The sequence below is a fragment of the Phyllobacterium ifriqiyense genome (assembly GCF_030817885.1).
In the GTDB taxonomy this organism is placed as follows: domain Bacteria; phylum Pseudomonadota; class Alphaproteobacteria; order Rhizobiales; family Rhizobiaceae; genus Phyllobacterium; species Phyllobacterium ifriqiyense.
Genome location: NZ_JAUSZT010000003.1, coordinates 1,032,808 through 1,057,869, shown reverse-complemented (window position 1 = coordinate 1,057,869; position 25,062 = coordinate 1,032,808). Strand labels below are relative to the sequence as shown.

Annotated in this window: 28 protein-coding genes and 1 tRNA gene; 18 read left to right on the top strand and 11 right to left on the bottom strand. The window is 51.3% G+C overall.

Going from position 1 to position 25,062, the window contains the following annotated elements; all coding sequences use genetic code 11:
- Positions 1-17: 17 nt before the first annotated feature.
- A complete protein-coding gene (locus tag QFZ34_RS12765; RefSeq protein WP_307281502.1) occupies positions 18-713 on the bottom strand; it encodes a Tim44/TimA family putative adaptor protein in 696 nt (231 codons plus the stop codon).
- 177 nt (positions 714-890) lie between these two features.
- Here QFZ34_RS12765 and QFZ34_RS12760 point away from each other — a divergent pair, with 177 nt between their 5' ends.
- Together QFZ34_RS12760 and secB are read left to right on the top strand one after the other, a co-directional pair.
- A complete protein-coding gene (locus QFZ34_RS12760) occupies positions 891-1,373 on the top strand; it encodes an FxsA family protein (RefSeq protein ID WP_307281498.1) in 483 nt (160 codons plus the stop codon).
- A 129-nt stretch (positions 1,374-1,502) separates the two neighbouring features.
- Positions 1,503-1,988, top strand: coding sequence for a protein-export chaperone SecB (gene secB / locus QFZ34_RS12755; RefSeq protein WP_008127318.1), 486 nt, complete (start codon positions 1,503-1,505; stop codon positions 1,986-1,988).
- A gap of 44 nt (positions 1,989-2,032) precedes the next feature.
- Here secB and dnaQ read toward each other — a convergent pair whose 3' ends face one another.
- The 5 genes from dnaQ to QFZ34_RS12730 all read right to left on the bottom strand — a co-directional run bounded on the left by dnaQ (position 2,033) and on the right by QFZ34_RS12730 (position 5,678).
- On the bottom strand, positions 2,033-2,740 hold the full coding sequence (gene dnaQ, locus QFZ34_RS12750; protein WP_307281491.1) for a DNA polymerase III subunit epsilon: 708 nt from the start codon (positions 2,738-2,740) through the stop codon (positions 2,033-2,035).
- Positions 2,741-2,807: 67 nt separating this feature from the next.
- On the bottom strand, positions 2,808-3,401 hold the full coding sequence (gene coaE / locus QFZ34_RS12745) for a dephospho-CoA kinase (RefSeq protein WP_115054502.1): 594 nt from the start codon (positions 3,399-3,401) through the stop codon (positions 2,808-2,810).
- The gene (locus QFZ34_RS12740) at positions 3,398-4,234 is read right to left on the bottom strand and encodes a shikimate dehydrogenase (RefSeq protein WP_307281487.1); all 837 of its coding nucleotides are present in this window, start codon (positions 4,232-4,234) and stop codon (positions 3,398-3,400) included. Before QFZ34_RS12740 ends, coaE begins: the two co-directional genes overlap by 4 nt.
- Complete coding sequence (locus QFZ34_RS12735; RefSeq protein ID WP_370878745.1) at positions 4,227-4,820, bottom strand: Maf-like protein; 594 nt, start codon at positions 4,818-4,820, stop codon at positions 4,227-4,229. The genes QFZ34_RS12740 and QFZ34_RS12735 overlap by 8 nt, the downstream gene beginning before the upstream one ends.
- Positions 4,821-4,844: 24 nt before the next feature.
- Positions 4,845-5,678, bottom strand: coding sequence for a pyruvate, water dikinase regulatory protein (locus QFZ34_RS12730; RefSeq protein ID WP_370878744.1), 834 nt, complete (start codon positions 5,676-5,678; stop codon positions 4,845-4,847).
- A gap of 404 nt (positions 5,679-6,082) precedes the next feature.
- On the opposite strand from QFZ34_RS12730, the gene hemE reads away from it, so the two are divergent.
- The 3 genes from hemE (at position 6,083) to rho (ending at position 9,114) form a co-directional block, all read left to right on the top strand.
- Positions 6,083-7,111 (top strand): uroporphyrinogen decarboxylase, encoded by a 1,029-nt coding sequence (hemE, locus tag QFZ34_RS12725; protein WP_115054499.1) that lies wholly within the window; start codon positions 6,083-6,085, stop codon positions 7,109-7,111.
- A gap of 64 nt (positions 7,112-7,175) precedes the next feature.
- The gene (hemJ, locus tag QFZ34_RS12720) at positions 7,176-7,652 is read left to right on the top strand and encodes a protoporphyrinogen oxidase HemJ (RefSeq protein ID WP_370878844.1); all 477 of its coding nucleotides are present in this window, start codon (positions 7,176-7,178) and stop codon (positions 7,650-7,652) included.
- 196 nt (positions 7,653-7,848) lie between these two features.
- Positions 7,849-9,114 carry a transcription termination factor Rho gene (gene rho, locus QFZ34_RS12715; RefSeq protein ID WP_115054498.1) on the top strand — a complete coding sequence of 422 codons (1,266 nt, stop codon included), beginning with the start codon at positions 7,849-7,851 and terminating at the stop codon, positions 9,112-9,114.
- Here rho and QFZ34_RS12710 read toward each other — a convergent pair.
- Entirely contained in the window at positions 9,111-11,117 is a 2,007-nt protein-coding gene (locus QFZ34_RS12710; RefSeq protein WP_307281473.1) for a thioredoxin domain-containing protein, read from the bottom strand. The genes rho and QFZ34_RS12710 overlap by 4 nt on opposite strands.
- 68 nt (positions 11,118-11,185) lie before the next feature.
- Here QFZ34_RS12710 and mnmE point away from each other — a divergent pair, with 68 nt between their 5' ends.
- The 5 genes from mnmE to QFZ34_RS12685 all read left to right on the top strand — a co-directional run bounded on the left by mnmE (position 11,186) and on the right by QFZ34_RS12685 (position 17,011).
- Entirely contained in the window at positions 11,186-12,508 is a 1,323-nt protein-coding gene (gene mnmE / locus QFZ34_RS12705) for a tRNA uridine-5-carboxymethylaminomethyl(34) synthesis GTPase MnmE (RefSeq protein ID WP_307281470.1), read from the top strand.
- A 208-nt stretch (positions 12,509-12,716) separates the two neighbouring features.
- Positions 12,717-14,582 carry a tRNA uridine-5-carboxymethylaminomethyl(34) synthesis enzyme MnmG gene (gene mnmG / locus QFZ34_RS12700; RefSeq protein WP_370878743.1) on the top strand — a complete coding sequence of 622 codons (1,866 nt, stop codon included), beginning with the start codon at positions 12,717-12,719 and terminating at the stop codon, positions 14,580-14,582.
- Complete coding sequence (gene rsmG / locus QFZ34_RS12695; protein ID WP_307281466.1) at positions 14,579-15,211, top strand: 16S rRNA (guanine(527)-N(7))-methyltransferase RsmG; 633 nt, start codon at positions 14,579-14,581, stop codon at positions 15,209-15,211. Before mnmG ends, rsmG begins: the two co-directional genes overlap by 4 nt.
- 63 nt (positions 15,212-15,274) lie before the next feature.
- Positions 15,275-16,069, top strand: a complete 795-nt coding sequence (locus QFZ34_RS12690; protein ID WP_115054493.1) for a ParA family protein — start codon at positions 15,275-15,277, stop codon at positions 16,067-16,069.
- Positions 16,070-16,108: 39 nt separating this feature from the next.
- Entirely contained in the window at positions 16,109-17,011 is a 903-nt protein-coding gene (locus tag QFZ34_RS12685; protein ID WP_307286286.1) for a ParB/RepB/Spo0J family partition protein, read from the top strand.
- Positions 17,012-17,026: 15 nt separating this feature from the next.
- Here QFZ34_RS12685 and holA read toward each other — a convergent pair whose 3' ends face one another.
- Both holA and QFZ34_RS12675 read right to left on the bottom strand, forming a co-directional pair.
- The gene (gene holA / locus QFZ34_RS12680) at positions 17,027-18,079 is read right to left on the bottom strand and encodes a DNA polymerase III subunit delta (RefSeq protein WP_307281462.1); all 1,053 of its coding nucleotides are present in this window, start codon (positions 18,077-18,079) and stop codon (positions 17,027-17,029) included.
- A 226-nt stretch (positions 18,080-18,305) separates the two neighbouring features.
- Positions 18,306-18,380, bottom strand: a tRNA-Gly gene (locus tag QFZ34_RS12675).
- A 196-nt stretch (positions 18,381-18,576) separates the two neighbouring features.
- On the opposite strand from QFZ34_RS12675, the gene QFZ34_RS12670 reads away from it, so the two are divergent.
- From QFZ34_RS12670 to QFZ34_RS12645, 6 genes are all read left to right on the top strand, one after another.
- On the top strand, positions 18,577-19,074 hold the full coding sequence (locus QFZ34_RS12670) for a prolyl-tRNA synthetase associated domain-containing protein (RefSeq protein ID WP_307281459.1): 498 nt from the start codon (positions 18,577-18,579) through the stop codon (positions 19,072-19,074).
- Positions 19,075-19,145: 71 nt separating this feature from the next.
- Positions 19,146-20,117 carry a thioredoxin gene (gene trxA, locus QFZ34_RS12665; protein WP_115054489.1) on the top strand — a complete coding sequence of 324 codons (972 nt, stop codon included), beginning with the start codon at positions 19,146-19,148 and terminating at the stop codon, positions 20,115-20,117.
- Between the two features lie 51 nt (positions 20,118-20,168).
- The gene (locus QFZ34_RS12660) at positions 20,169-20,831 is read left to right on the top strand and encodes an LON peptidase substrate-binding domain-containing protein (RefSeq protein ID WP_115054488.1); all 663 of its coding nucleotides are present in this window, start codon (positions 20,169-20,171) and stop codon (positions 20,829-20,831) included.
- Between the two features lie 9 nt (positions 20,832-20,840).
- Positions 20,841-21,035, top strand: coding sequence for a Trm112 family protein (locus QFZ34_RS12655; protein ID WP_115054487.1), 195 nt, complete (start codon positions 20,841-20,843; stop codon positions 21,033-21,035).
- A 63-nt stretch (positions 21,036-21,098) separates the two neighbouring features.
- On the top strand, positions 21,099-21,521 hold the full coding sequence (locus QFZ34_RS12650; protein WP_115054486.1) for a metallopeptidase family protein: 423 nt from the start codon (positions 21,099-21,101) through the stop codon (positions 21,519-21,521).
- A gap of 18 nt (positions 21,522-21,539) precedes the next feature.
- Positions 21,540-21,881, top strand: a complete 342-nt coding sequence (locus QFZ34_RS12645; protein ID WP_307281445.1) for a YunG family protein — start codon at positions 21,540-21,542, stop codon at positions 21,879-21,881.
- On the opposite strand, the gene QFZ34_RS12640 is transcribed toward QFZ34_RS12645, so the two are convergent.
- Both QFZ34_RS12640 and QFZ34_RS12635 read right to left on the bottom strand, forming a co-directional pair.
- Positions 21,878-22,087, bottom strand: a complete 210-nt coding sequence (locus QFZ34_RS12640) for a DUF1737 domain-containing protein (protein WP_115054484.1) — start codon at positions 22,085-22,087, stop codon at positions 21,878-21,880. The two genes, QFZ34_RS12645 and QFZ34_RS12640, sit on opposite strands and share 4 nt — an antisense overlap.
- A gap of 35 nt (positions 22,088-22,122) precedes the next feature.
- Positions 22,123-23,007, bottom strand: a complete 885-nt coding sequence (locus QFZ34_RS12635) for an HpcH/HpaI aldolase/citrate lyase family protein (protein WP_307281439.1) — start codon at positions 23,005-23,007, stop codon at positions 22,123-22,125.
- Positions 23,008-23,157: 150 nt separating this feature from the next.
- Here QFZ34_RS12635 and leuD point away from each other — a divergent pair, with 150 nt between their 5' ends.
- Complete coding sequence (gene leuD / locus QFZ34_RS12630) at positions 23,158-23,763, top strand: 3-isopropylmalate dehydratase small subunit (RefSeq protein WP_115054483.1); 606 nt, start codon at positions 23,158-23,160, stop codon at positions 23,761-23,763.
- Between the two features lie 177 nt (positions 23,764-23,940).
- Complete coding sequence (gene leuB / locus QFZ34_RS12625; protein ID WP_307281434.1) at positions 23,941-25,053, top strand: 3-isopropylmalate dehydrogenase; 1,113 nt, start codon at positions 23,941-23,943, stop codon at positions 25,051-25,053.
- The last annotated feature ends 9 nt before the right edge of the window (positions 25,054-25,062 follow it).

Sequence of the window (25,062 nt, the reverse complement as noted above, 5' to 3'; positions counted from 1 at the left end):
TCTCTGATTTCAAAAGGTCAGTCTTCGGCTTCGGTGGCTACAAGCTTCCAGTTCGGATCCCTGGATTTCGTGTCACGGGCAAAGGTCCACACATCCTTCACTTCAACAACGGCTTCCTTATCGCCATCAATGACCGCGTCATCCTTGTCCAGCGTCGCCGAGATAAGCTCGCTAATGATGCGAACAGTGACGTGGGATTCATTACCTTTCATCTCGGCGCCAATAATCTCGGCCTTATTGATACCGACGAAGGATGACTGAACCTTCTCCCCGCGCGACTCGCGGTCGGTGATAGCTGAGACAAAGCCGTCAAAGACTTCTCTCGACAGCAAGGATTTCAAGGTTTTGCGATCACCATCGGCGAACGACATAACAATCATTTCATAAGCCATCTTTGAACCATCAAGGAATTTTTCCGGTTCGAATGTGGGGTCCGCAGCTTGAATTGCGCGCAAACCATCGTTCAACGGCGTCCCCGGCTTTGCCAGACTATCGATTTTCTCGAAATCGTTCGCTTTGGCTTCACCGCGCCTGGGCAATGCAACAACATTGTCACCGGGCTTCGCCTTCTCGTCTGCTTCCGAGGTTCGCGTATAGGGATTGAAAGGCGGACGTTCGCTTCCGGTGCGGCGGCCAAGGACTTTGCGCAACTGGAGAAAGATCACCACAGCCGCTACGAAGAAAAAGATTGTTCCAAAGTCCAGATATTCCATATCGCTTGCCACTCATCCAGATGTTCGTTTCCGCTTTCGATCTTTCGTCGAAATATCAAAAACATATAGATTGCCAATTGCAATCATACAAATACTCTTCACGCTTACCTATATAGGCATGAAATTGACATGAGCTATCCATAATAGCCGGATATGTCCTTTGAAAGGTAAAATAGTTTGCGATCTCTTATTCCTCTGTTCCTGCTGGCGCTGCCATTTCTGGAAATAGCCGGCTTCATCCTCGTTGGAAACGAGATTGGTGTTCTGGCAACGCTCGGCCTGATTATTCTGGCAGTGTTTGTCGGTGTATTCCTGTTGCGCTTGCAAGGCTTTGGCCTGATCCAGAAAATACGCGAGGAAACGGCTGCAGGACGCTCTCCAAAACGAGAGCTTGTCCATGGCGTGATGCTATTTTTTGCTGCGCTGCTGCTGATAATTCCCGGTTTCATCACGGACATTATTGGTTTGCTGTTGTTCATTCCAGCTGTGCGGGATCTGGGTTGGCGCTGCATCAGTGACAGAGTCGTGGTGGTGAATTCCGGTAGCCGGCGGCCAACTGGCACACGGCAAACACGGATCAAGGAAAATGTCATTGATCTCAACCCGGAAGATTATACCAGCAAGCCTGATCCCGAATCTCCCTGGAAGGCCGATAAGTAAGGTTTGCCCGATATATGGGACGATAGGATTAGAGCGGGCAGCTTGCCTCGCCAAACAACACATGCTAGCCAGCCACCATTGATTTTCTAGACCGCTACGGCGGATGCAACATTAAAAGGTTTCCAGACAATGGCTGATGAAAACGCAGAGAACGGCAATGGCAACGGTACTGTCCAGCCACAGACCCTGAATATCCTGGCGCAATATGTGAAGGATCTTTCCTTCGAAAGCCCTGGCTCGCCGCTGTCGCTGCGCCCGCGTGACAAGGCTCCTGGCATCAGCATCAATGTCAACGTGAATGCCAATCCTATTGCCGAGAATGATTTTGACGTTGTTCTGACCCTTTCCGCCAAGGCTGCGGAAGGCAAGGAAGTTCTGTTCAACGCAGAATTGGTTTATGGCGGCGTGTTCCGGCTTGAAGGCTTTCCTCAAGAGCACCTTCTGCCATTGCTTTTCATTGAATGCCCTCGCCTGCTGTTTCCTTTTGCACGCCAGATCATCGCTGAAGCCACCCGCAATGGCGGTTTCCCTCCACTCATGATCGACCCGATTGATTTCGCGCAAATGTTCCAGCAGCGCATGGCTGAGGAACAGGCCAAGGCCAAAGTCAGCTAAAATCTGACAGGATGAGTTTTAAACCCGGGCTGGTCCCGGGTTTTTTATTGCGCTTCTATGCGCTCGTTCCAGATGGCTTTTTCGCCAAGTTTGGCCACAAGGGCGGCATGCGCAAGCTTTTCTGCTTCGCTCAAGCGTGACGGCAAAGCCACCTTGCGTTGCATGATAACGATCGCGGCGCTTTCCCCTGCCTCGTTCCGGTTTTTTGTCTGGTCGGAGACTGTCAGACCCAGCGCCGTTTGCTTGCCGCCAATAAGCTCAATGTAAACTTCGGCCAGCAACTGAGAATCCAGAAGCGCACCGTGCATGGTGCGATGGCTATTATCGATGCCGTAACGCCGGCACAAAGCATCAAGCGAGTTTGGCCCCATAGGGTGCTTGCGACGCGCCAGCGCCAGCGTATCGACAACGCGATCATTGTGGATTGGTGGATGTCCCAACCGGTTCAGCTCGGCGTTGATGAATCCCATATCGAAGGTCGCGTTGTGCGCGATCAACTTTGCGCCATCGATGAAATCGAGAAAATCCTGAAGAATTCCGGCGAACAAGGGTTTGTCGAGCAATTGTTCATTGCTGATTCCATGAACCGCCAGCGCTTCTGGATTAACCGGTCTTCCTTCAGGATTGATATAAACGTGAAATGTGCGCCCTGTCGGAAATCGGTTAACAAGCTCTACGCCGCCGATTTCGATGATGCGATCATCCAGCCGGTCGAGACCTGTCGTTTCCGTATCAAATATAATTTCGCGCATGGAATCACCTTTGGCCTAAATTCCACGACTTTCTCAACTCTTGCAAGGCTGTGGTGTCACAGGGTGGTTAGTCCGCAGACATATCCACCAATGAGTGTATGATTTGTTGAACATGCTCACGCGCTGCTACAAGCCCCTGACTTGTATCAATGATAAAGTCGGCGCGGTTGCGCTTTTCAGCGTCCGGTACTTGCCTGGCGAGTATGGCCTCGAGTTTATCCTCCGTCATGCCTTCGCGGGCAAGCACTCTTTCCCGCTGTACTTCTTTGGGCGCGGTAACAACCAAAACCTTATCCACCCGCTTTTCAGCTCCAGTCTCAAAAAGCAAAGGAATATCCAGAAGGACAAGTTTGGCTCCGCTATTTTCTGAGTCCTGCCGAAATCTGTTCTCTTCGGTGCGAACAAGCGGATGAACGATCTCCTCCAGCCGTTGCAATGCCTCCGGCTTACCCATAACGGCTGCCGATAATTTTGCGCGGTCAACCTCGCCATCGCTTGTCGTGCCAGGAAAGTCCTGTTCGATCAGAGGAGCGGCCTTTCCACTGTAAAGCCGGTGCACAGTTTCATCGGCCGAATAGACAGGAACTCCTGCATCCAGAAACATCTGGGCAGTCGTGGATTTTCCCATGCCGATTGATCCGGTTAGACCAAGGACGATCATGGTTTCTGGCCGCCATTCATGTCGGCGAGGATAACGTTACGCAACTCCGCAGTCACCTCTGGTCGAACACCAAACCAATGTTCAAATCCTGGCACTGCCTGATGCAAAAGCATGCCGAGACCATCACCGGTCTTTAATCCAGCCATGTGGGCAGCCTTTAGCAATGGTGTTTCAAGCGGGACATAAACAATGTCCGTTACCAGCGCATCGCGCCTTACATCAGAAAGATCGATTGACAGGCTCTCCTTGCCTTCCATTCCCAACGATGTTGTATTCACGATGAGGGAGACATCCTGCAGCAGTTCCGGCACGGCAATCCATTCATGCGCGCTGATCCCTGAGCCAAATCGATCGGCCAATTCTTCAGCCCTTGTCAGAGTCCGGTTGACGATTCGGATATCTGTCAGTCCACGTTGTTTAAGAGCGTAAATAATTGCCCGGCTCGCTCCTCCGGCCCCAAGTACCAACGCGGTTTTGTGTTTATCCCATCCGGGGCTGCTGGCATCGAGATTTGCGAGAAACCCGTAAGCATCGGTATTACCGCCGCAAAGTTGTCCACCTTCAAACCATAATGTATTGACTGCACCGATCTCTTCGGCTGCGGGTTCGCGTCTCTGACATAAAGCAAACGCCATTTCCTTATGCGGAATGGTGACATTGCCGCCGACATAATCATTGTCTTTTAAACTGTTGAGAAACGCAGGGAAGCTGTCTGGGGCTACTTCAATGGCTTCATATGAACCTGGAAGATCGTATTTTTTCAGCCAATGGCCGTGAATCAAGGGCGACCGGGAGTGTTTGATCGGAAATCCGGTTACGAAAGCTTTACGCATCAATTGCTCCTTGCTTGCGCAGTTCCGCAAGCAGCGGCAGAAGCGGCAATCCTACAATAGTAAAGTAGTCGCCATCGACTCTCTCGAACAATTGCACCCCCTCGCCCTCGAACTGATAAGCGCCAACGCTTTGTAATGCCACGGACCCTACACGAGACAAATGCCGGCCAATGAACTCTGGTGTTAGATTGCGCAATGTCATCCGAGCCACTGACACATGCCTCCAAAGGGTCTGACCATCTTTGCAAAGCACCACAGCGCTATTGAGATGATGGGTCTGGCCGGAAAGCTTCAACAATTGGCGGCGGGCTGCCTCCATATCTTCCGGCTTATGCAAGACTTCGTCGCCAAGCGACAATGTTTGATCCGAACCAATAACCAGCGCCGAGGAATTGCGTTCACTGACATCAAGTGCCTTTGCCTCTGCCAGTACCAAAGCAACATCTTCCGGTGTTGCGCCGCTATTATAGAGAGGAGCTTCGACTGCGCGTTCGTCAATGTTTGCTGATTGCGCCGTGAACTTCACCCCGGCATTTTTCAGCAACATTGCACGGAAAGGGCTTTTTGAGGCGAGTATAATGTCCATGTTTTTCTCTTGTGTCATGTTCAGCTACCGACCTTGCGCCCGCAGAGCGAGCACGGCGGCAGCTGTTTCTTCAATTGAACGCCTCGATACGTCGATCATTGGCCAATTGTGCCTGTGACAGATTTGGCGAGCATAGGTCAATTCCTCGATAATATTTGCCCTGTCGAGATAATGATCGGCATCAAAGCCTTGAGTGGCCCCAAGCACACGATGTTGGCGAACCTGGGAAATACGCTCCGCCGATGCGACCAGCCCCACAATCAGGGGCTTTTGTGAGTTCACAAGAGCATCAGGCACCGGTACGCCGACAACGATTGGCACATTGACCGTTTTGATGCCCCGATTGGCAAGATAGATGCTTGTGGGCGTTTTTGATGTGCGCGAAATACCGATCAGAATGACATCTGCTTCTTCAATATCTGGCGGCAACTGCCCGTCATCATGTTCCATCGTGAAGTTGAGTGCATCAATTCGCTGAAAATATTCAGCATTGAGCACATGCTGTGCGCCTACCCTGCGTCCAGCGGGAGCGCCAAGGTAGGATTGAAACAGCGTGAGCACGGGTTCGAGTACGGAAACGCAAGGCACGCCCAGTTCAGCGCAACTGTCATCAATCATCGCCGCAAGCCTTTGGTCGACAATCGTGTAAAGAACAATTCCGGGTTCCGCATCGATACCCTCAAGCACTTTGCGTATCTGTTTTTCCGTCCGAATGAGGGGATAAACATGCTCAATGGCCCGTGCATGGGCATATTGCGCTGATGCGGCCCGCCCCGCTGCGATGAGAGTCTCTCCGGTCGCATCAGAAATCATGTGAAGATGAAAGTAGTTAACCGGTTTCGTCACAGAAATTTCCATGTCCTGTTGATGAATGGGGACAAATTGGCGGAACTTACCCAAGAGATGGCAGCCATGTGGATTGTTGGCAAGTCATCCACAGTGAGCTCACCTGTGCGCAACATCGCCGTTGGCATCCGGATACTGTGGATTGTTGCGACTTTTCGTCTGCTATTGGTTCATTATCCACAATATATTCAGAACCAATACCATTGTAAATGTTTGAAATTGTTTATTATTTTGTTTTTTCCCTGCTATCCCGCCATTAGGGTGTAATTGTTTTCTCTTGGAACAGGGCTGATTGTTTGCTGTGGGAAAATTCTGACAATGTGTTAATTCCCGCTACTAACAGACTCTAAGAATCAGAAAATCCAAAATAGATCTGAATTTCTTTTTTAAGAAAGGCCAGGGAGAGGGATCACCTAATGACCGATCGCAAAGTGATGAAAGTCTTGAGAGGTGAAACTGTTTTCCCACCTCCGATCTGGATGATGCGACAAGCAGGTCGTTATCTTCCCGAATATAGGGAAGTCAGAAAGAACGCAGGGACGTTTCTCGATCTGTGCTATTCTCCCGATCTGGCAGTTGAAGTGACGTTACAGCCAATTCGCCGTTTTGGTTTTGATGCGGCTATCCTGTTTTCAGATATTCTTGTTGTGCCTCATGCTCTTGGCCGGGACCTTCGTTTTGAAGAAGGGCGTGGCCCTTTGATGACCCCGATCGATAAGGATGGAATATTCTGGCTGGAATCTGCCGGTGCTGCAGACAGGCTGGAGCCGGTCTACGAGACGGTTCGTCTGCTGAGACAGCAATTGCCTGCTGAAACAACACTCCTCGGCTTCTGTGGGGCTCCCTGGACCGTAGCGACCTATATGATCGCTGGTCACGGCACGCCGGATCAGGCTCCGGCTCGGTTGTTCGCCTATCGCGAACCTGAAGCTTTCAGGAAACTGCTTGATGAGCTTTCGGATGTTTCGGCAGAATATCTGATACGTCAGATCAATGCAGGTGCGGATGCGGTTCAAATCTTTGACAGCTGGTCAGGTGTGCTTGACGAGGCCTGCTTTGAGGAATTTTGCATAGCGCCAGTCGAAAAGATTGTCAGAAAGGTACGCGCTGTACATCCGAATGTTCCGATTATAGGCTTTCCAAAGGGAGCCGGGGCGCTCTACACCAATTATAGGCAGCGTACTGGTGTGACCGCGCTTGGACTGGATTGGACCGTACCGCTTTCAATGGCTTCATCATTGCAAGGCGATGGTGCAGTCCAGGGAAATCTTGATCCATTGCGCGTTGTTGCAGGCGGAAAAGCAATCGATGCCGGTGTGGATGCCATATTGGAGTCGCTGGGCCATGGACCGCTTATCTTCAATCTTGGCCATGGCATTACACCCGATGCACCTGTTTCCCACGTCGAACAAATGATTAATCGCGTACGCCTGACGCATAGATAGGGAGAGAGTTTTGACCAGTTCATCAGGCACAAGTCGAAATGTCCCTGTTTTACCGCGCCTGATCATGGCGGCAGTGGCTATTGCAGCAGTTGGCCTGGTTTTAATCTATCCGGACAGAGCATATCTTTGGGTCAAGGCAATCCATGTCATTGCGGTCATATCGTGGATGGCGGGCATGCTCTATCTTCCACGTCTTTTCGTTTATCACTGCACTGCTGAAACTGGCTCCGTTCAGTCTGAGACATTCAAACTGATGGAGAATCGACTTCTCAAAGCGATTATAAATCCAGCCATGGGACTGACATGGATTGCAGGCCTCTGGCTGGCCTGGCAAAGTCAGGCATATCTGGACGGCTGGTTTCACGTGAAGTTTCTGGCAGTCATTCTTCTATCCGGCGTACATGGCTTTTTCACAAAGGCGGTCCGGTTATTTGCAGAAGATCGGAATGAAAAATCCGCGCGTTTCTGGCGGTTGATGAATGAAGTACCTACATTGCTCATGATTGTTATTGTAATCATGGTCATTATTAGGCCATTTTGATTCATCATAAAAACAACAGTCTTATATCAATAGGACTCATGAAACCTCTTGCCCTTGGCTGGTCTATTAGCTAGATAGGGGCTCTTCCTACGGAAATACCGCCATAGCATCACCGGCCATGTCATCATGGCACTGCATTCAGGCATCGTCATTTCCCTTCCCCATTTCAAACAACAAGAATTAGAGTTCCGCACACATGCAGGAAATGAAACTACAAGAACTTAAGAACAAAACCGCGGTAGACCTTTTGGCTTTCGCGGAGACGCTGGAAGTGGAAAACGCCAGTGTCATGCGCAAACAGGAATTGATGTTTGCGATCCTCAAAAAGCTCGCTGCTCAGGAAGTTGAGATTATCGGCGAAGGCGTGGTTGAGATTTTGCAGGACGGGTTCGGCTTTATGCGCTCCGCCAATGCAAACTATCTCCCGGGCCCCGATGATATCTATATCTCACCCTCGCAGATTCGCCGCTTTTCCCTGAAGACGGGCGATACAGTTGAAGGTCCGATCCGCGGGCCAAAGGAAGGCGAACGATATTTCGCGCTTCTGAAAGTAAATACAGTCAATTTTGAAGACCCTGAAAAGATCCGTCACAAGATCCATTTCGATAATCTGACACCGCTTTATCCAAATGAACGATTCAAGATGGAGTTGGAAAATCCGACTACCAAGGATCTTTCGGCTCGTGTCATTGATCTTGTGGCACCACTTGGTAAAGGTCAGCGCGGGCTTATCGTTGCACCGCCGCGTACTGGTAAAACTGTTCTTTTGCAGAATATTGCCCACTCAATTACTGCCAATCATCCTGAATGTTATCTGATTGTCCTGCTGATCGATGAACGCCCGGAAGAAGTGACAGACATGCAGCGTTCCGTGAAGGGAGAAGTTGTCTCTTCCACTTTCGACGAGCCGGCATCCCGTCACGTGCAAGTTGCGGAAATGGTCATAGAAAAGGCCAAGCGTCTTGTCGAACACGGGCGCGACGTTGTCATCCTGCTCGATTCGATCACGCGTCTCGGCCGCGCCTACAACACTGTCGTGCCATCATCCGGTAAGGTCTTGACCGGTGGTGTTGACGCTAATGCATTGCAGCGCCCCAAGCGTTTCTTTGGTGCTGCCCGTAATATTGAAGAAGGTGGTTCGCTAACCATTATCGCGACGGCGCTTATCGATACCGGTAGCCGTATGGATGAAGTCATCTTTGAAGAATTCAAGGGCACGGGCAACTCGGAAATCGTGCTTGACCGTAAGGTTGCCGACAAGCGCATCTTCCCGTCAATGGATATTCTCAAGTCCGGTACGCGTAAGGAAGACCTGCTGGTTCCACGTCAGGATCTGCAGAAGATTTTCGTCTTGCGTCGTATCCTTGCTCCAATGGGCACAACAGACGCGATCGAATTCCTTATCGACAAGTTGAAGCAGACCAAGACCAACAGTGACTTCTTCGACAATATGAATACCTAAAAGCTGGATCGCAGCAGCTCTTCGAGTTCTGCTTCTGTCTCGACCGGTGGAAGACAAACAAACCCGCGGCACAAAAAAGCTGCGGGTTTATTTATTGTAATCTCACCACTGCCGGCAACCAGCTCAATCTTCCGGTTTTCTCTATATTCGATCCATAGATCAATCCGGCGTGGATCGGCGATGCGATCGGCCATCCTCATGAGAGGATGATCTTTGTCTGGTGTTACGATTACAAGCTTTATCTGGTCGAGCATTAGCCCGGCACTATTGAGGATTCCCGCTTGTCCGTAACGTTGTTGCAGGATGCGCCCGAGGGCTTTTTCTGTGATCGAAATGGTGCGCAACCGCAGCTCCTCATCGCTTGTTACCAATGCCAGCCGCGCCAAAGCTTCGATGATCTGGCTTGTGGCGCTTGGCACGGCCTCGTCCTGATCGCCTCGAACCCGGATGATAGTGTCCGTACTATCATTGGCGCTAAGGGAATAAAGCCCATATTCGTCTTGATGCCAGCGGTCCAGCATATCCTTCCAATGCTTTGCATGATTGATAAAATCAGCGTTCTGTGTTGCCTGGTGGAGTGATATTGCCGCATTTATCATGGCGGCGTAGTCAGATGACAGCGCAGGAAACAAACGCGAATTTCCAAGTACCGAGTGCGGCAGTCGCCCGTCCACCATCGATTCGGATATGGAACGGTATGCGTCTGTCGCAATATTAATCCAATCACTTCTCTCAAATGTACGCCCGGCCTCTGCAAGAGCCCGTATCATTAGCCCGTTCCAATCGGTCAAGGCTTTGTCATCACGGCCAGGACGAATGCGCGCTTCGCGTGCTTTGAAGAGTCTGTCTCGGGCTTTTGCCAGATTGTCTTCCGACGAAGCATCCAGGAGATTGATGGATTGCAAGCGATTAAGAATGTTTTTACCTTCCCAGTTGCCCTCTTCAGTAACATCATACACTTCACGAAAGTGTTGGAATTCATCTGTTGTCGGAATTTCGGCGTCTTGCCAAACATAAAAGCGTCCCTCTTCGCCTTCACTGTCCGCATCAAGACTGGAAGCAAATCGGCTATCGACAATCATCTCGCGCTGGAGCCAAGCAACCGTCTCGTCGATTCGCTGATGAAACAAATAATTTCCTGTCTGGCAAAAGGCATAGGTGGCATGTCTTATAAGCTGCGCATTGTCGTAAAGCATTTTTTCAAAATGCGGCACAAGCCATGCATCATCGACAGAATATCGGGACAGGCCGCCACCGAGATGATCGTAGATTCCTCCTTGAAGCATGGTCTGGAGGCTTTTCAAAAAGATATCCCGGTGCGTTGAATCGCCAGTGCGGAGCCACGAAAGCCAGATTGTGTCCATGAAAGGGGCGCTCGGAAACTTGGGTGATCCGGTCAGACCGCCTTTGACAGTATCCATTGCCCCGAAAATGTTAGACGCGAACTGGTTGATCAAAGCCGGATCAAGCTTTGTTTCTTCTGCCTGGGCATTGAGCCGCGCACTAATGTGCTGGGTCAGGGCAATAACGTTCTGTTCCACGCGTTGGCGGTCATTGCGCCAGGCGCCGTCAATGGAACGTAAAACATCAAGAAATCCGGGCCTGCCATAATGGGAATGCTTCGGAAAATAGGTACCTCCCCAAAATGGCTTTCCCTCAGGTGTTAAAAACATTGTGAGCGGCCAGCCACCCTGTTCGCCCATGGCGCCGAGAGCCGCCATATAAATCTGATCGATGTCGGGCCGTTCCTCGCGATCAACCTTGATGTTGATGTAAAGCTCGTTCATTAGCGCCGCGACTTCATTGTCCTCAAAACATTCATGGGCCATGACATGGCACCAATGACACGCAGCATAACCTACGGAGAGGAGAATTGGTTTATTCGTCAGGATAGCTTCGTCCAGCGCCGCCCTGCCCCAAGGCCGCCAGTGGACGGGATTATCGGCATGTTGCCGCAAATAGGGGCTGGATTGATTACCCAGCAGATTAGCTGCCTCGGACATGGATCACCTCTCCCTTTCCCAACTACACTAAGAGGGTTATCAAGGCCTGTGTAGTAGGAACTGATTAAATGTATATTTTTGAAGATACCATCTTTGCCCTATCAAGTGGGCGCCTGCCCTCGGGCATAGCCGTCATACGAATATCAGGCTCGCGAACTCGATTCGTAGTCGAAACGATCTGTGGTAGCCTAACGGAACCACGCCTGACCAAGCTGTCCTCCTTCAAGAACAGCGATGGCGATTTGATTGATCGCGGCCTGGCAGTGTTCTTCCCCGCTCCGCACAGTTTTACAGGAGAAGATTGCGCCGAGTTTCACCTTCACGGCGGCAAGGCCGTAGTGGATGCCATGATTACCGCTCTGTACGGATTTGACGGGTGCAGAATGGCAGAAGCTGGGGAGTTTTCCCGGCGAGCTTATGCAAATGGCAAATTTGATCTGACAGCAGCAGAAGGACTGGCAGACCTCATCGCGGCTGAAACAGACAGCCAAAGACGATTGGCTCTACAAATATCATCCGGCGCGCAGGCACAGCTATATTCGGGCTGGCGCTCGGAACTCATCCGCGCCCGCGCCCTCATAGAGGCTGAACTGGACTTCGCCGACGAGTCAGATGTCCCCGGTTCAGTTTCCGACTTGGTTTGGGAACAAATGGCAGATCTCGCCGGGCGTATTACTAAACATGTAGGCGACGGAAGGCGCGGGGCAATTGTGAGAGATGGCTACAGAGTCGTTATTATTGGGGCTCCCAATGCTGGTAAATCTTCCCTGCTCAATATTTTGGCCGGTAGCGACGTTGCCATTGTGTCTGACGAGCCAGGCACAACCCGTGATCTGATTGAGATTAAGCTCGATCTTTCCGGGATCACTGTCCTGATCACGGATACAGCCGGAATTCGCAATACCACTGGAGCGGTGGAAATGATGGGCATAGAGCGAGCGCTCGACCGAGCTCACTCCGCTGACTTGATCTTGAGCGTCACAGATTTGTCCGATCCCATCCCGTTGGACGATGTGCCTTTGACAAAGAACGTACTAAGAATTGGCACGAAGGCGGATCTGGTGACCGAATCCGAAATCGGTGAGTATGATCTGGTAATTTCCACACGCACTAATGCAGGCGTTGACGCCCTTTTGACGCTTCTATCGCAAAAGGCCGAAGCAGCAGCGGGGGACATTTCTGACCCACTCCCCACTCGGCGCAGACATATGGAGTTGCTCAACGAGGCGAGTATTGAGCTTCGCGCTGCTATTGAGGATATAGCAGCGCCCCTGGAAGTTCGCGCCGAATATTTAAGACGGGCTTCATACTCTCTGGGACGCATAACCGGGGATGTCGATGTGGAAGACATATTGGACGTTGTGTTTTCGCAATTCTGCATAGGGAAATGATTCACGTGAAACATTGGGGTCGGCAGCGGCTTTAACGCCCATCCGGGCAGATAGCCGACTGATGGAAACACCCCGGCGAATCCATAAGATGATCTATCCAGAAATAGAGAAAATGTTTCACGTGAAACACCATTCATCCGGTTATACTTGACTCAGGGCGCGGTTTTGACCATCAAGAGCTCAAATCGAATCCAGAAAGTTTTGCATCGTGCAGAGATCATTTGACGTCATCATTATCGGTGGTGGGCATGCGGGCTGTGAGGCTGCGGCTGCGGCTGCACGTCTTGGCGCGAATACGGCACTGGTCACTCACCGCGCAGACACTATCGGCGTTATGTCATGCAATCCCGCGATTGGCGGCCTGGGTAAAGGCCACCTCGTCAGGGAAATTGATGCTATGGATGGGCTGATGGGGCGCGTGGCTGACGCTGCCGGTATCCAGTTCAGGCTGCTCAATCGCCGCAAGGGGCCAGCTGTACGCGGCCCTCGCACACAAGCAGATCGCAAGCTGTATCGACTGGCAATGCAACGTGCGATCCAAGAGCAGGAAAACCTTACCGTTATTGAAGGCGGAGCAAATGACCTCATTATAAGCGATGGCCGTGTGAAGGGCGTCCAGTTGATGGATGGACGTGTTCTCGATTGTGCAGCGGTTGTTTTAACTACCGGGACTTTCCTTCGAGGGTTAATCCATATTGGCGAGAAGAAAATTCCTGCAGGACGCATGGGCGAGGCCCCTGCCCTTGGATTGTCCGAGACGCTGCTTCAACAAGGCTTCGCACTAGGACGATTGAAAACGGGAACACCGCCTCGGCTGGATAGTAAGTCGATAGACTGGAAGAGTCTTGAAACCCAGTCGGCCGATGAGAATCCTCTGCCATTTTCCTTGATGACGGATAGGATTAACAATCCACAGATAGACTGCGGCATAACCCGAACAACTGCGGCCACGCATGAGGTGATCCGGGCGAATATTCATCGATCCGCGATGTATTCCGGCTCTATCGAAGGGATAGGCCCACGCTATTGCCCGTCGATCGAAGACAAGATCGTAAAATTCGGCGATCGGGATGGTCATCAGATATTTCTGGAGCCGGAAGGATTAGACGACGATACGGTTTATCCTAACGGAATTTCCACCTCCCTACCGGAAAGCGTTCAGCTCGATATACTCAAAACGATTCCTGGCCTCGAACATGCGACAATGCTGCAGCCGGGTTACGCAATCGAATACGACTTTATTGATCCGCGTGAGTTGGACCGGACTCTGCAAACCCGCCGGGTCAAGGGATTCTTCCTGGCGGGCCAGATCAATGGAACGACCGGGTATGAAGAAGCGGCTGCGCAGGGGCTCCTGGCTGGTCTCAATGCAGCCCGCCTGGCGAGTGGAACCGAGCCGATTATAATGCAACGCACCGACGCCTATATTGGCGTAATGGTTGATGATCTTACTTCTCGCGGTGTGAGCGAACCATATCGCATGTTTACGTCGCGCGCCGAGTTCAGATTGTCTTTGCGCGCTGATAATGCTGATGAGCGTCTAACTCCTCTGGCTTCTCGTCTCGGGATTTTGGGGAAAGAGCGTGAGCAACGCTTCAAGCAACGTACCGAGGCGCTCGACCTTGCGCGTGATTTGGCCAAAAATTTGATGATTACGCCCTCCGCGGCTGCGAATATGGGATTGCGCCTAAACCAGGATGGCGTTCGACGCTCGGCTTACGATCTGATGGCTTTTCCCGATATTGATTTGCAGCGTGTGAAAGATATTTGGCCTGAGTTGGCTGCTATCGAGCCACGTATCGGCGAAGCGCTAGAAATTGAGGCGCAATATGCTGTTTATCTTGAACGCCAGAAAAGCGATGTCGCCGCCATGCAGCGGGATGAAATGCTGACGATTCCTGCGGGAATAGATTTCGAAGCCACAGCCGGATTATCGAATGAACTAAAACAAAAGCTTAGGCAACGGCAACCGAAGTCGATAGCTGAGGCACAACGAATTGACGGCATGACACCCGCGGCTCTAGCCCTGATCATTACACAAATAAGACGCACGTCCACACGGAATGTGGCGTGACCAAAAATCGCGAAGAAAGCCTGCAAGAAATCCTTCCACATGTTTCACGTGAAACATTGGAGGATTTATTTGCTTTTGAGACACTTTTCAGAAAGTGGTCCAAAGCGATAAATTTGGCGTCGCCTTCCACCCTTGATCAACTTTGGGAAAGGCATATCCTTGATAGTGCACAGCTCTATCGCTTGGCCCCAGATGCTAAGGTCTGGCTTGATCTTGGCTCCGGCGGCGGATTTCCGGGTGTTGTCCTTGCTATTTTTCTGAAGCAGTCAGTTGGTAGCAGGATTGATCTTGTCGAAAGCAATTCCAAGAAGGCCGCATTCCTGCGTACAGCTATTGGTCAAGCTTCTGCTCCAGGCACGGTTCACGCGGCCAGAATTGACGCGGTATGGCAGAAGATTGCTACTCCTGAGATAATAACGGCCCGCGCCCTCGCCTCTTTGAAAGAGTTATTCGTGCTCGCTGAACCTTGGCTAATCGGAGGAGCAACAGCGCTTTTTCAAAAAGGTAGGGATTACCGCCGGGAAATCGACGAAACTCGTGACGACTGGACCTTTGATCTGGTAGAACATAGAAGCGTTGTCGACAAAGATTCTGTAGTTTTGCAGATAAGCAATCTCTGCAGACTTTAAAAACCGCGCCACCTAATGCTCCATTTTATCGGCAACGAACAGTTTAGTGTTCAGGAAAAGCCAATGAATAACCAGACTCGCATTATAACAATAGCAAATCAGAAGGGCGGCGTGGGTAAGACGACGACCGCGATTAACCTCGCGACCGCGTTGGCGGCAATCGGCGAAAATGTGCTCATTGTTGATCTTGATCCGCAGGGAAATGCGAGTACTGGCCTAGGCGTTGATCGAAAGAGCCGGGCGATATCATCTTACGATGTCTTGATGCAAACGGCCACGGTGGAAGAAGCTGCAGTGCCCACGGCTGTGCCAAGCCTTTCCTTGATACCCTCAACTTTGGATCTTCTTGGTGTTGAAATGGAAATCGCTAACGCGGCTGATCGTGCGACCCGGCTACGGAAGGCTTTTAGAGGCAATTCGTCAACATCAGCTTTCACCTATATCCTTATAGACTGTCCGCCATCGCTCAATCTGTTGACGATGAATGCCATGGCGACCGCGGATTCGGTGCTTGTGCCATTGCAATGCGAGTTTTTCGCTCTCGAGGGCTTGAGCCAATTGCTCGAGACCGTTAGCCAAGTGCGTACGTCGCTTAATCCCGCACTAATGATTCAAGGCATTGTTCTGACAATGTATGATGGGCGAAACAATTTGGCGACCCAAGTGGTCGACGATGTCCGATCCTTTATGGGCGATAAGGTCTATCGTACGGTAATTCCGAGGAATGTCCGTGTTTCTGAAGCGCCCTCTTACGGAATTCCTGCCATTTTGTATGACTTGAAGTGTGCCGGCAGCCAGGCCTATTTGCAGCTGGCGTCGGAAGTCATACAGAGAGAGCGTCATTTGCGCGCTGCCTAATCGATTCGTGAACGAAACATTTTTGAAGAGCCTATGACAATGAATGAAGATCTTTCAAAGAAACGCTTGGGTCGTGGTCTGGCCGCATTGATCGGAGAGATGGATCGTGTGCCGGATGAGGCAGCTGCGCCTGTCGCAACGCTGGATCGCCAAATCCCTATTGAATTCATTGCACGCAATCCACGCAATCCTCGTAGACTGTTTACGGAAAGCGATTTGGAAGACCTGACGAATTCCATCCGCGAACACGGAATAGTGCAGCCTGTGGTCGTCCGTTTGGCCAAGGATTCGGCTGATCGATATGAGCTGATAGCCGGTGAGCGCCGGTGGCGCGCTGCGCAGCGTGCGGGTCTTACCACAGTTCCTGTCATCATCCGTGAGGTCGATGATCGCGTTGCCCTCGAGCTTGCCATTATTGAGAATGTGCAGCGCGCCGACCTTAATCCACTGGAAGAAGGTATGGGATATCAACAACTTATCGATGATCACGACTACACGCAAGCTGACTTGGCGCAGGTTATTGGCAAGAGCCGGAGTCATGTTGCCAATACGCTTCGGCTGCTGAAATTGCCAGAGCCGGTGCGCGATATGATCACTAACGGTTCGCTTTCTGCAGGGCATGCGCGCACATTGATCACTGCAGACAATCCTGCTGCTTTGGCCGATAAGATCGTCCGTGACGGCCTGTCGGTCCGCCAAGCGGAAGCTTTGGCGCAGGGCGAAGGCGGAAAACAGCCCTCACCCAAGGCCAAAACGGTTGATGAAAAGGATGCTGACACGCAAGCGCTTGAAAAGCTCCTTTCCGATGTGATGGGTATGCGCGTTACAGTCAATCATCTCAACAAGGGTGGTGACGTACGTATTCACTACACCACGCTTGAGCAGTTGGATGAGATTTGCCAGCGTTTGCAGAACCGCACAAAATGGGGCGGCTTGGCCTGAGATTTGACTTCAGCCTTAGCGCCCGTTTGAGCGCCCAGCCCGGGCAGCTTCTGCCACAAGTGCGATCATTGTTTGACGAATGATTGGAACCGAGAGAGCAGCATTGCGCCTGCTGTCGAGGACTGTCTTTTGCAGCCTCTCGATCGCTCTGGCACAAGATGCCGTGGACCAGCGCTGAAGGGCTGTTTCCATGAGCTTTTTTCGTGCAAAGAAAACGGGCGGGCGCGCCGTGGCAACGGCGGAGGCTGCATTTTTATTTTCGGTTTCCATGCCGTAACGGAGCGTTTGTAACGCTTGAAACTGCCGTATGGCTGAACTGAGGATCAAAAAGCTGGGACTACCCGTGTTTACGACCCGGTCAAACGCCGAAGTAAAATCATTCAGATTACCCGTTATCATTGCATCGACGATGGTTTCGTAAGAGGTGGCGCTGACATCACCTATGATGTCACGAACATCTTCTACGGTTATCCGTTCCTTGCCATGAGCATAAAGACAGATTTTTTCCAGCTCGGCACGAGTCGCCAGTCTGTCGCCGCCCAGACTTTCTTTGAGCAAGTTGCGGGCATCCAATGCGATCTGCAGGTTGTTTTTTGTCAACATGTCATCAATCGTGCTGTCAATGCCGCGCGCGTCGTCGCTGTAGCAGGGTAGCGCCATGGCGCTGGCACTTTGCTCGACAATGCCCCGCAAGCCTGCGCCTTTCTTGAGATCGCCAGCTTCAATGAGGATGAAGGTCGCAATCGGCGGATTTTTCGCCAAATGAGAAACAGCATCAGCCAGCCCCTTCTGGCCGGAAGCGTTTCGCACCCAGATCAACCTCTCTCCGCCAAACATGGATATTGTGTTGGCTTCGTCAGATAGCCGCCCAGGCTCCGCCTGAACAATATCAGCATCCAGCCGGATAACCGCGAAAGGGTCATCTTTCGCCAAACCAGTCATCGTGATGAAGAGGTCGGCTCTTTCGCTAACCAATCCCTTGTCGGGCCCGTAAAGAAGCACGATCGGATAACTGCGATCCAAACGTTTTAAAAACGAATCTACTTCATGAGCTTTCTTCTGTGCCATGGAGCAATGGTTTAGCTATTTAGCCGGACATTGCAAACATCATTCCAATGCTATGGCCCGTCAGAAGGAAATGGCAAATAGCTTCGCGATGGGGTGAAGCGCGACATTCCACGGATGAATTTGATTCGATCCGAGACATTGCATAGCGATTAGCAATATTTGGTGTCAGATATTCCGGAAAGCAAAAAGGCCCAGGTAAACCTGAGCCTTTTGATCTTCGGACAACTGGAGCGGGAGAAGGGATTCGAACCCTCGACCCCAACCTTGGCAAGGTTGTGCTCTACCCCTGAGCTACTCCCGCATGTGCCAGTTAGTCTTGCGAAGCGGGTGCTATATGACCCAAGCGCAGACCAATTGCAACAGGGAAAATTGGACTTTCTTTCGATATCCGTAAAATTTACCGATTGTCTCACGAAGTCTCAGGGTTTTGCTTGAGGCAAGGCTCTCGAGCCATTAGACAGTTTTACAAATGCATGATGAATTTGAGGAGGATGCAGATGCCGAAGTCGTATGAAGAACTGATGCAATTTATCAGTGACCTTGGCATTGAGGTATCTACAGTTCGCCACGCCCCGGTTTTTACCGTGGCGGAAGCTCAGGCGCTGCGCGGAAAAATTACCGGTGCCCATACGAAGAACCTCTTCCTTAAAGACAAGAAGGACAATTTCTTTCTGCTGACAGTCGATGAAGAGGCAGAGGTGGATTTGAAAACCATTCACACCAAGATTGGCGCAGCGAGCCGAGTGTCTTTTGGCAAGCCAGAAAAACTGTTGGAGTATCTGGGTCTGGTTCCAGGCTCTGTCAGCGTGCTCGGTGTCATCAATGATGTGGAACGCAATGTGAAGGTCATCCTTGACGAAAGCCTGTTCCACCATGAAATGATCAATGCGCATCCGTTGACTAATGAAGCAACGACATCGATACGCCCGGACGATCTTTTAAGATTTCTCAAAGAGACCGGGCACTCGCCTTTGATCTTGAAAATTGAAGCATAAAACCCGAACTGAGTGTTCTAGACATGCCGGCATGTCGGCAGTTAATTCATCCAAAGGTGACGGAGAATTTTATGAGCAATATAGATAATCCGTTCAGCGGTGGATATGGCAGCGAGTCAGCAGCAACGACGCTGACTTTCGGTTCCAATGAAGCCTCTGCACCGGCAGGCGATGTCATAAAGGATACGACAACCGCTGCATTTTCGGCCGATGTTATTGCTGAATCAAAGAAACAGCCCGTCCTTGTTGATTTCTGGGCTCCGTGGTGCGGGCCGTGCAAGCAGCTCACTCCAATTCTGGAAAAGGCGGTTCAGGCGGCTGGCGGTCGCGTCAAACTTGTCAAAATGAACATTGACGATCATCCGGCGATTGCCGGGCAGCTGGGTATTCAATCAATACCTGCGGTGATCGCGTTTTCTGATGGCAAACCCGTAGATGGATTTATGGGCGCCTTGCCCGAATCCAAGGTGAAGGAATTCATCGATAAGATTTCCTCACCAAATGGTGGACGTGACGAAGCGATAAAGGATGCGCTTGCTGCTGCGGCTCAAATGGTCGAGGCTGCTGATTTTGAACAGGCCGGCCAGATTTATTCTGCTGTGCTTGCCGAGGTTCCCGATCATCTGGCGGCACTTGCAGGTCTTGCAAATTGCCTGATCGAGCTTGGGGATATCCCGACGGCACAGGCGACGCTGGACATGGTGCCGCCAGCCGGGAAAGAGGATGCGGGAGTCAGGGCCGCTCAAGCCAAAATTGCACTGGCCCTGCAAGTGGCTGAACTCGGAGATCCAACGGCCTTGGAAGCTCGCCTTGAGGCCAATCCGGCTGACCATCAGGCACGATATGATCTGGCCATGATACTCAACGCCAAGGATCAACGTGATGAGGCGGCTGACCATCTTCTCGCCATCATGAAGGCAGATCGTAATTGGAACGAGGACGGCGCGCGAAAGCAACTCTTGCAGTTTTTTGATGCGTGGGGAGCGGGCGATCCTGCTTCCATGAGTGCACGTCGCAAACTTTCCTCCCTGCTGTTTTCCTGACAAGTATAGTATACAGAAAAGCAGATTAAAGGGCTTGGCCCGGAGCTAGTTATGCAAGCTGGAAATGTACGCTATCGTACTTTGGATGATATTCCTGAAAGCGTTCCGATTTTTCCTCTTTCGGGAGCGTTGCTGCTGCCAGGTGGGCAATTGCCGCTCAATATTTTCGAGCTACGCTACCTTGCGATGATAGATGCCGCGCTCGCCTCCAAGCGTATCATCGGCATGATTCAACCTCGCCTTGACCAAGAAGATGAGGAAGGTCTTGAGCTGAGCGAAGTGGGATGTCTTGGAAGAATAACTTCGTTTGCAGAAACCGGTGATGGCCGGATCTTGGTTACGCTCCAAGGTATTTGCCGGTTCCGAGTTGTGAAAGAGCTCTCAACACGCACGCCTTTCCGTCAGTGCAAGATTGCGCCCTTGCGTGCGGATCTCGACGAGGCGGACGACAGGGAGGTGGACAGGGCTGCATTGCTGCGTGTTTTCCGCGCCTATCTGGACGCGAATAGCTTGGAGGCTGATTGGGAAGGTATTTCTCGGGCTGGCAATGAAACACTGGTTAATGCGCTTGCCATGATGTCTCCCTTCGGCGCAGCGGAAAAACAGGCTTTGCTGGAAGCGACAGATCTGAAAACAAGAGCCGAAACCTTGATCGCGATTACCGAGATAGCTCTTGCGAAGGATCAGGACGATTATGAATCAAGCCTCCAATAGGACGCCGCTATGACAGAAGCTGATCGTGAAACACCCCTTGATCGCAAGTTGCTGGAGCTTCTGGTTTGTCCTTTGACAAAAGGACCACTCACCTATGACAAGAAAAAATCTGAATTGATTTCCAAAAAAGCGCGGTTAGCCTATCCCGTGCGAGACGGTATTCCCATCATGCTTCCCTCCGAGGCGCGTGCGCTTGAGGATTGATGCCCTCGCATACATGCTGCTGACGCACTATATAGGGCCATAAACACCTTATCAGGAATTGTGATGGCCAGAAGTAACCAAACGGCTGACTGGGCGAACCGCCTTTCGCCTTCAATCGCTGAAATTGAATCACTGGCAATTGATGCCTATGCCCATCTGCCGGAAAATTTCCGCAGTCTGTGCGGTGAAATCACCATGCAGGTTTCTGACTTTCCCGATGATCAGATTATTGAAGATATGGGGCTGGAATCGCCTTTCGATCTCATGGGCCTTTTTGAGGGCAATGGTATCGGTGAACGTTTTTCATTGCAGACAGGCGACCAGGTCAATCGCATAACGCTTTATCGACGGGCCATTCTTGATTATTGGGCGGAATATGAAGAGGCGCTTGGCGATATTGTCACGCATGTCCTTATCCACGAAATCGGGCATCATTTCGGATTGTCCGATGAGGAGATGGAACGTATAGAGGCTAGCGTCGAATAGCTATCACAGGGGATTGCCTTGACCGCCGATTACTCAACGCCATACGGGCTATATGAGAGTCTCAAATCCGCATGGAGCAGGGAAAGCTCAGCCTCCTGGTCGGCTGAAAACCCCGCAAAAGGCCAGTGCAGCGTAACATCGATTATTGTGCAGGACATATTTGGCGGCTCGATCCTCAAGACGAAGACCTATGGCGGCACTCACTTTTACAATCTGATCGATGGCGTTCGCTGGGATATGACCATTAGCCAGTTTGACCGGCCCATTCCGTTTGAGGACAGACCAGCCACGCGCGATGAAGCCATGGCTGATACGTCAGAGCCGCAATATCAGGCGCTCAAGCGTCGGTTGGGTGTCTAGTGATCGCTGAGCTTTGTTGTGCCGGGTATATAGTCGACGCCATCGACATCTTTGACCACAGCCTGCCCGCATTGCATGATGCCGGTTACAGAATTGAACGCATATGTCGGTGAGCCATAAATATGCCAGCCCTTGTTAAGAGCGGCTGTTACTTTATGGCAAAAGCTCGCATCATCGGGACCAGTCAAAAATCTGTAGAGCTTCATAGTGAATTCCCATTCTCGTGCTTGTTTGATTTGCACTAATTTGAATGATTGATTGTTTCAATCCTTGCCAGCAATTTTTGGGCGGTTTCAAGATGCATCCGCTCCACCATCCGGCCATTCAACGAAATTGCGCCCTTGCCTGCATTTTCGGCAAGGTCGAAGGCTTGGACAATAGAGCGGGCATCAGTCACTGCCTCGGAAACGGGGGTAAACGCTTTGTTTGCCGGTTCAATTTGCGATGGATGGATAAGGCTTTTCCCATCAAACCCCATTTTGAAAGACTCGCCGCATTCACTTTCAAAGCCGGACATATCGTTAAAGTCGTTATAGACGCCATCAATAATATCAAGATGACCGGCTTTGGCGCATAGCAGAATCTGCATGAGCCACGGTGTGAAAAAATGCCGGCCTTTTTCCAGAACAGTTCCGGTTTCTTTGGCAATGTCATTCGTGCCTACGACAAAACAATCCAGTCTTGAGGTTGATCGCAGGCCAAGCTCGGCAATCTCGTCGGCATTGATGATGCCGCGTGCCGTTTCGATCATCGCCCATAAACGCACGTTTTCTGATGCGTCGGTTTCTTCCAAGACTTCCGCCACTCCGGTCACATCCTGCAGATTCTCTACCTTTGGTAGAAGGATCGCATTGGGCTTACAGGCGCGTGCGGCCAGAAGGTCTTCGCCGCCCCATTCGCTGGTGAGATGATTGATACGGATGATGCGCTCAGCTTTGCCTGCAGGATTGGCTGCAAAATAAGCGCGCAGAGCTTCGCGGGCATCTTCCTTGGCTTCCGGAGCGACCGCATCCTCGAGATCGAAAATAATCGCATCGGCATTGAGCGACGCCACTTTAGCCAAGGCTTTCGGATTGGAGGCCGGAACATAAAGTACAGATCGACGCGGACGGAAAGGCTTGCTCATGACAACTTTTTGCCCCGAAGACAGAAGCAAGGCAAGGGCTGAGATTTGCCAAGCATAAAGTGCCACAGGCGAAAAGCTTTGATTCATGGCCGAGCTGGTGTAAAGCCAAGGATAAATCTCACCTACGCATGGACCGTACAGGCAGCTATTATGGATAAATTCACCCAGCTCACGGGCGTTGCCGCCCCACTGCCCATCATCAATGTCGATACAGACATGATCATTCCCAAGGACTACCTTAAAACGATCAAGCGCACTGGCTTGGGTACGGGGTTGTTCGCTGAAATGCGTTACAACGAAGATGGCAGCGAGAATCCTGATTTCGTTCTTAACAAGCCAGCTTATCGCAAGGCGCAGATTCTCGTCGCTGGTGACAATTTCGGGTGCGGCTCAAGCCGCGAACATGCACCGTGGGCTTTGCTGGATTTTGGTATTCGTTGTGTCATCTCAACGAGCTTTGCTGATATTTTCTACAATAACTGCTTCAAGAACGGTATCTTGCCGATCCGAGTCAGCCAGGAAAATCTTGATAAGCTAATGGACGATGCGCAGCGCGGTTCCAACGCCACGGTATCAATCGATCTTGAGGCCTTGACTATCAAGGGGCCGGACGGTGGAACAATCAGCTTTGAGATCGACGAATTCCGCCGCTACTGCATGCTGAACGGTTTGGATGACATTGGTTTGACGATGGAAAAAGCATCGAAGATCGACAGTTTCGAAGCGTCCAATGCGCAAGCCCGCCCTTGGGCCTGACCATTTTAGGTCAGTATTACCAAAGCCCGGTTTTTGCCGGGCTTTTTCGTGCCTGACAGGCGCGCATATCGGTGAGGGGATTTAAGATAATTTCCCAAAACGCTTTTCTTCTTTGCTCAAGTTGCGCTAAGTACGCGCCATTCCCACGAGAGCCAATCACATAACGAGGTTTCCAGCATGGCATCGAAAAAGCTTTTCCTTCTTCCTGGCGATGGTATCGGTCCTGAGGCAATGGCCGAGGTCCGCAAGATCATTGCCTATATGAATGCCGAGTTGAAAAGCGACTTTGAACTGGACGAAGGTCTGGTCGGTGGCTGCGCTTATGATGCCCATGGAAAGGCCATTTCCGAGGCAGATATGGAAAAGGCATTGGCATCGGATGCCGTGCTGTTCGGTGCCGTTGGTGGTCCAAAGTGGGATAGCGTTCCCTACGATGTTCGGCCGGAAGCCGGTTTGCTGCGCCTGCGCAAGGATATGGAGCTGTTTGCAAATCTGCGCCCAGCCATTTGCTATCCTGCACTTGCCGATTCATCTTCCCTGAAAAAGGAAATCGTCGAAGGTCTGGATATTCTCATTGTGCGCGAGCTGACTGGTGGCGTGTATTTCGGGGAACCGAAGGAAATTCGCGATCTTGGCAATGGTCAGAAGCGCGGCATTGATACTCAGGTTTACGATACATATGAGATCGAGCGGATTTCCGGAGTTGCCTTCGAGCTCGCCCGGACGCGTGGCAACAAAGTCACCTCAATGGAAAAGCGCAACGTCATGAAGTCGGGCGTCTTGTGGAATGAGGTTGTTACTGCAACCCACAAGGCAAAATATTCAGACGTGAAACTCGATCATATGCTGGCCGATGCAGGCGGCATGCAGCTCGTACGTTGGCCGAAACAGTTTGACGTTATCGTAACAGACAATCTGTTCGGCGACATGCTTTCCGATATTGCGGCAATGCTGACGGGTTCTCTGGGCATGCTGCCCTCAGCCTCGCTTGGTGCGCCCGACGGCAAGACAGGAAGCCGTAAGGCTCTGTATGAGCCCGTACACGGCTCTGCGCCGGATATCGCTGGTACTGGTGCGGCCAATCCAATTGCGATGATCGCCTCGTTCGCCATGTGCCTGCGTTATTCGTTCAATATGGTGGCTGAAGCGGATCGGCTGGAAGCGGCTATTGCAGGTGTCCTCGATGACGGAATTCGCACCGCTGACATTATGTCCGATGGTATGACCAAAGTCGGAACCGTCGAAATGGGCGATGCCATTCTTGCGAAGTTCAAAGCTCTGGCCGCCTGATATATAGCG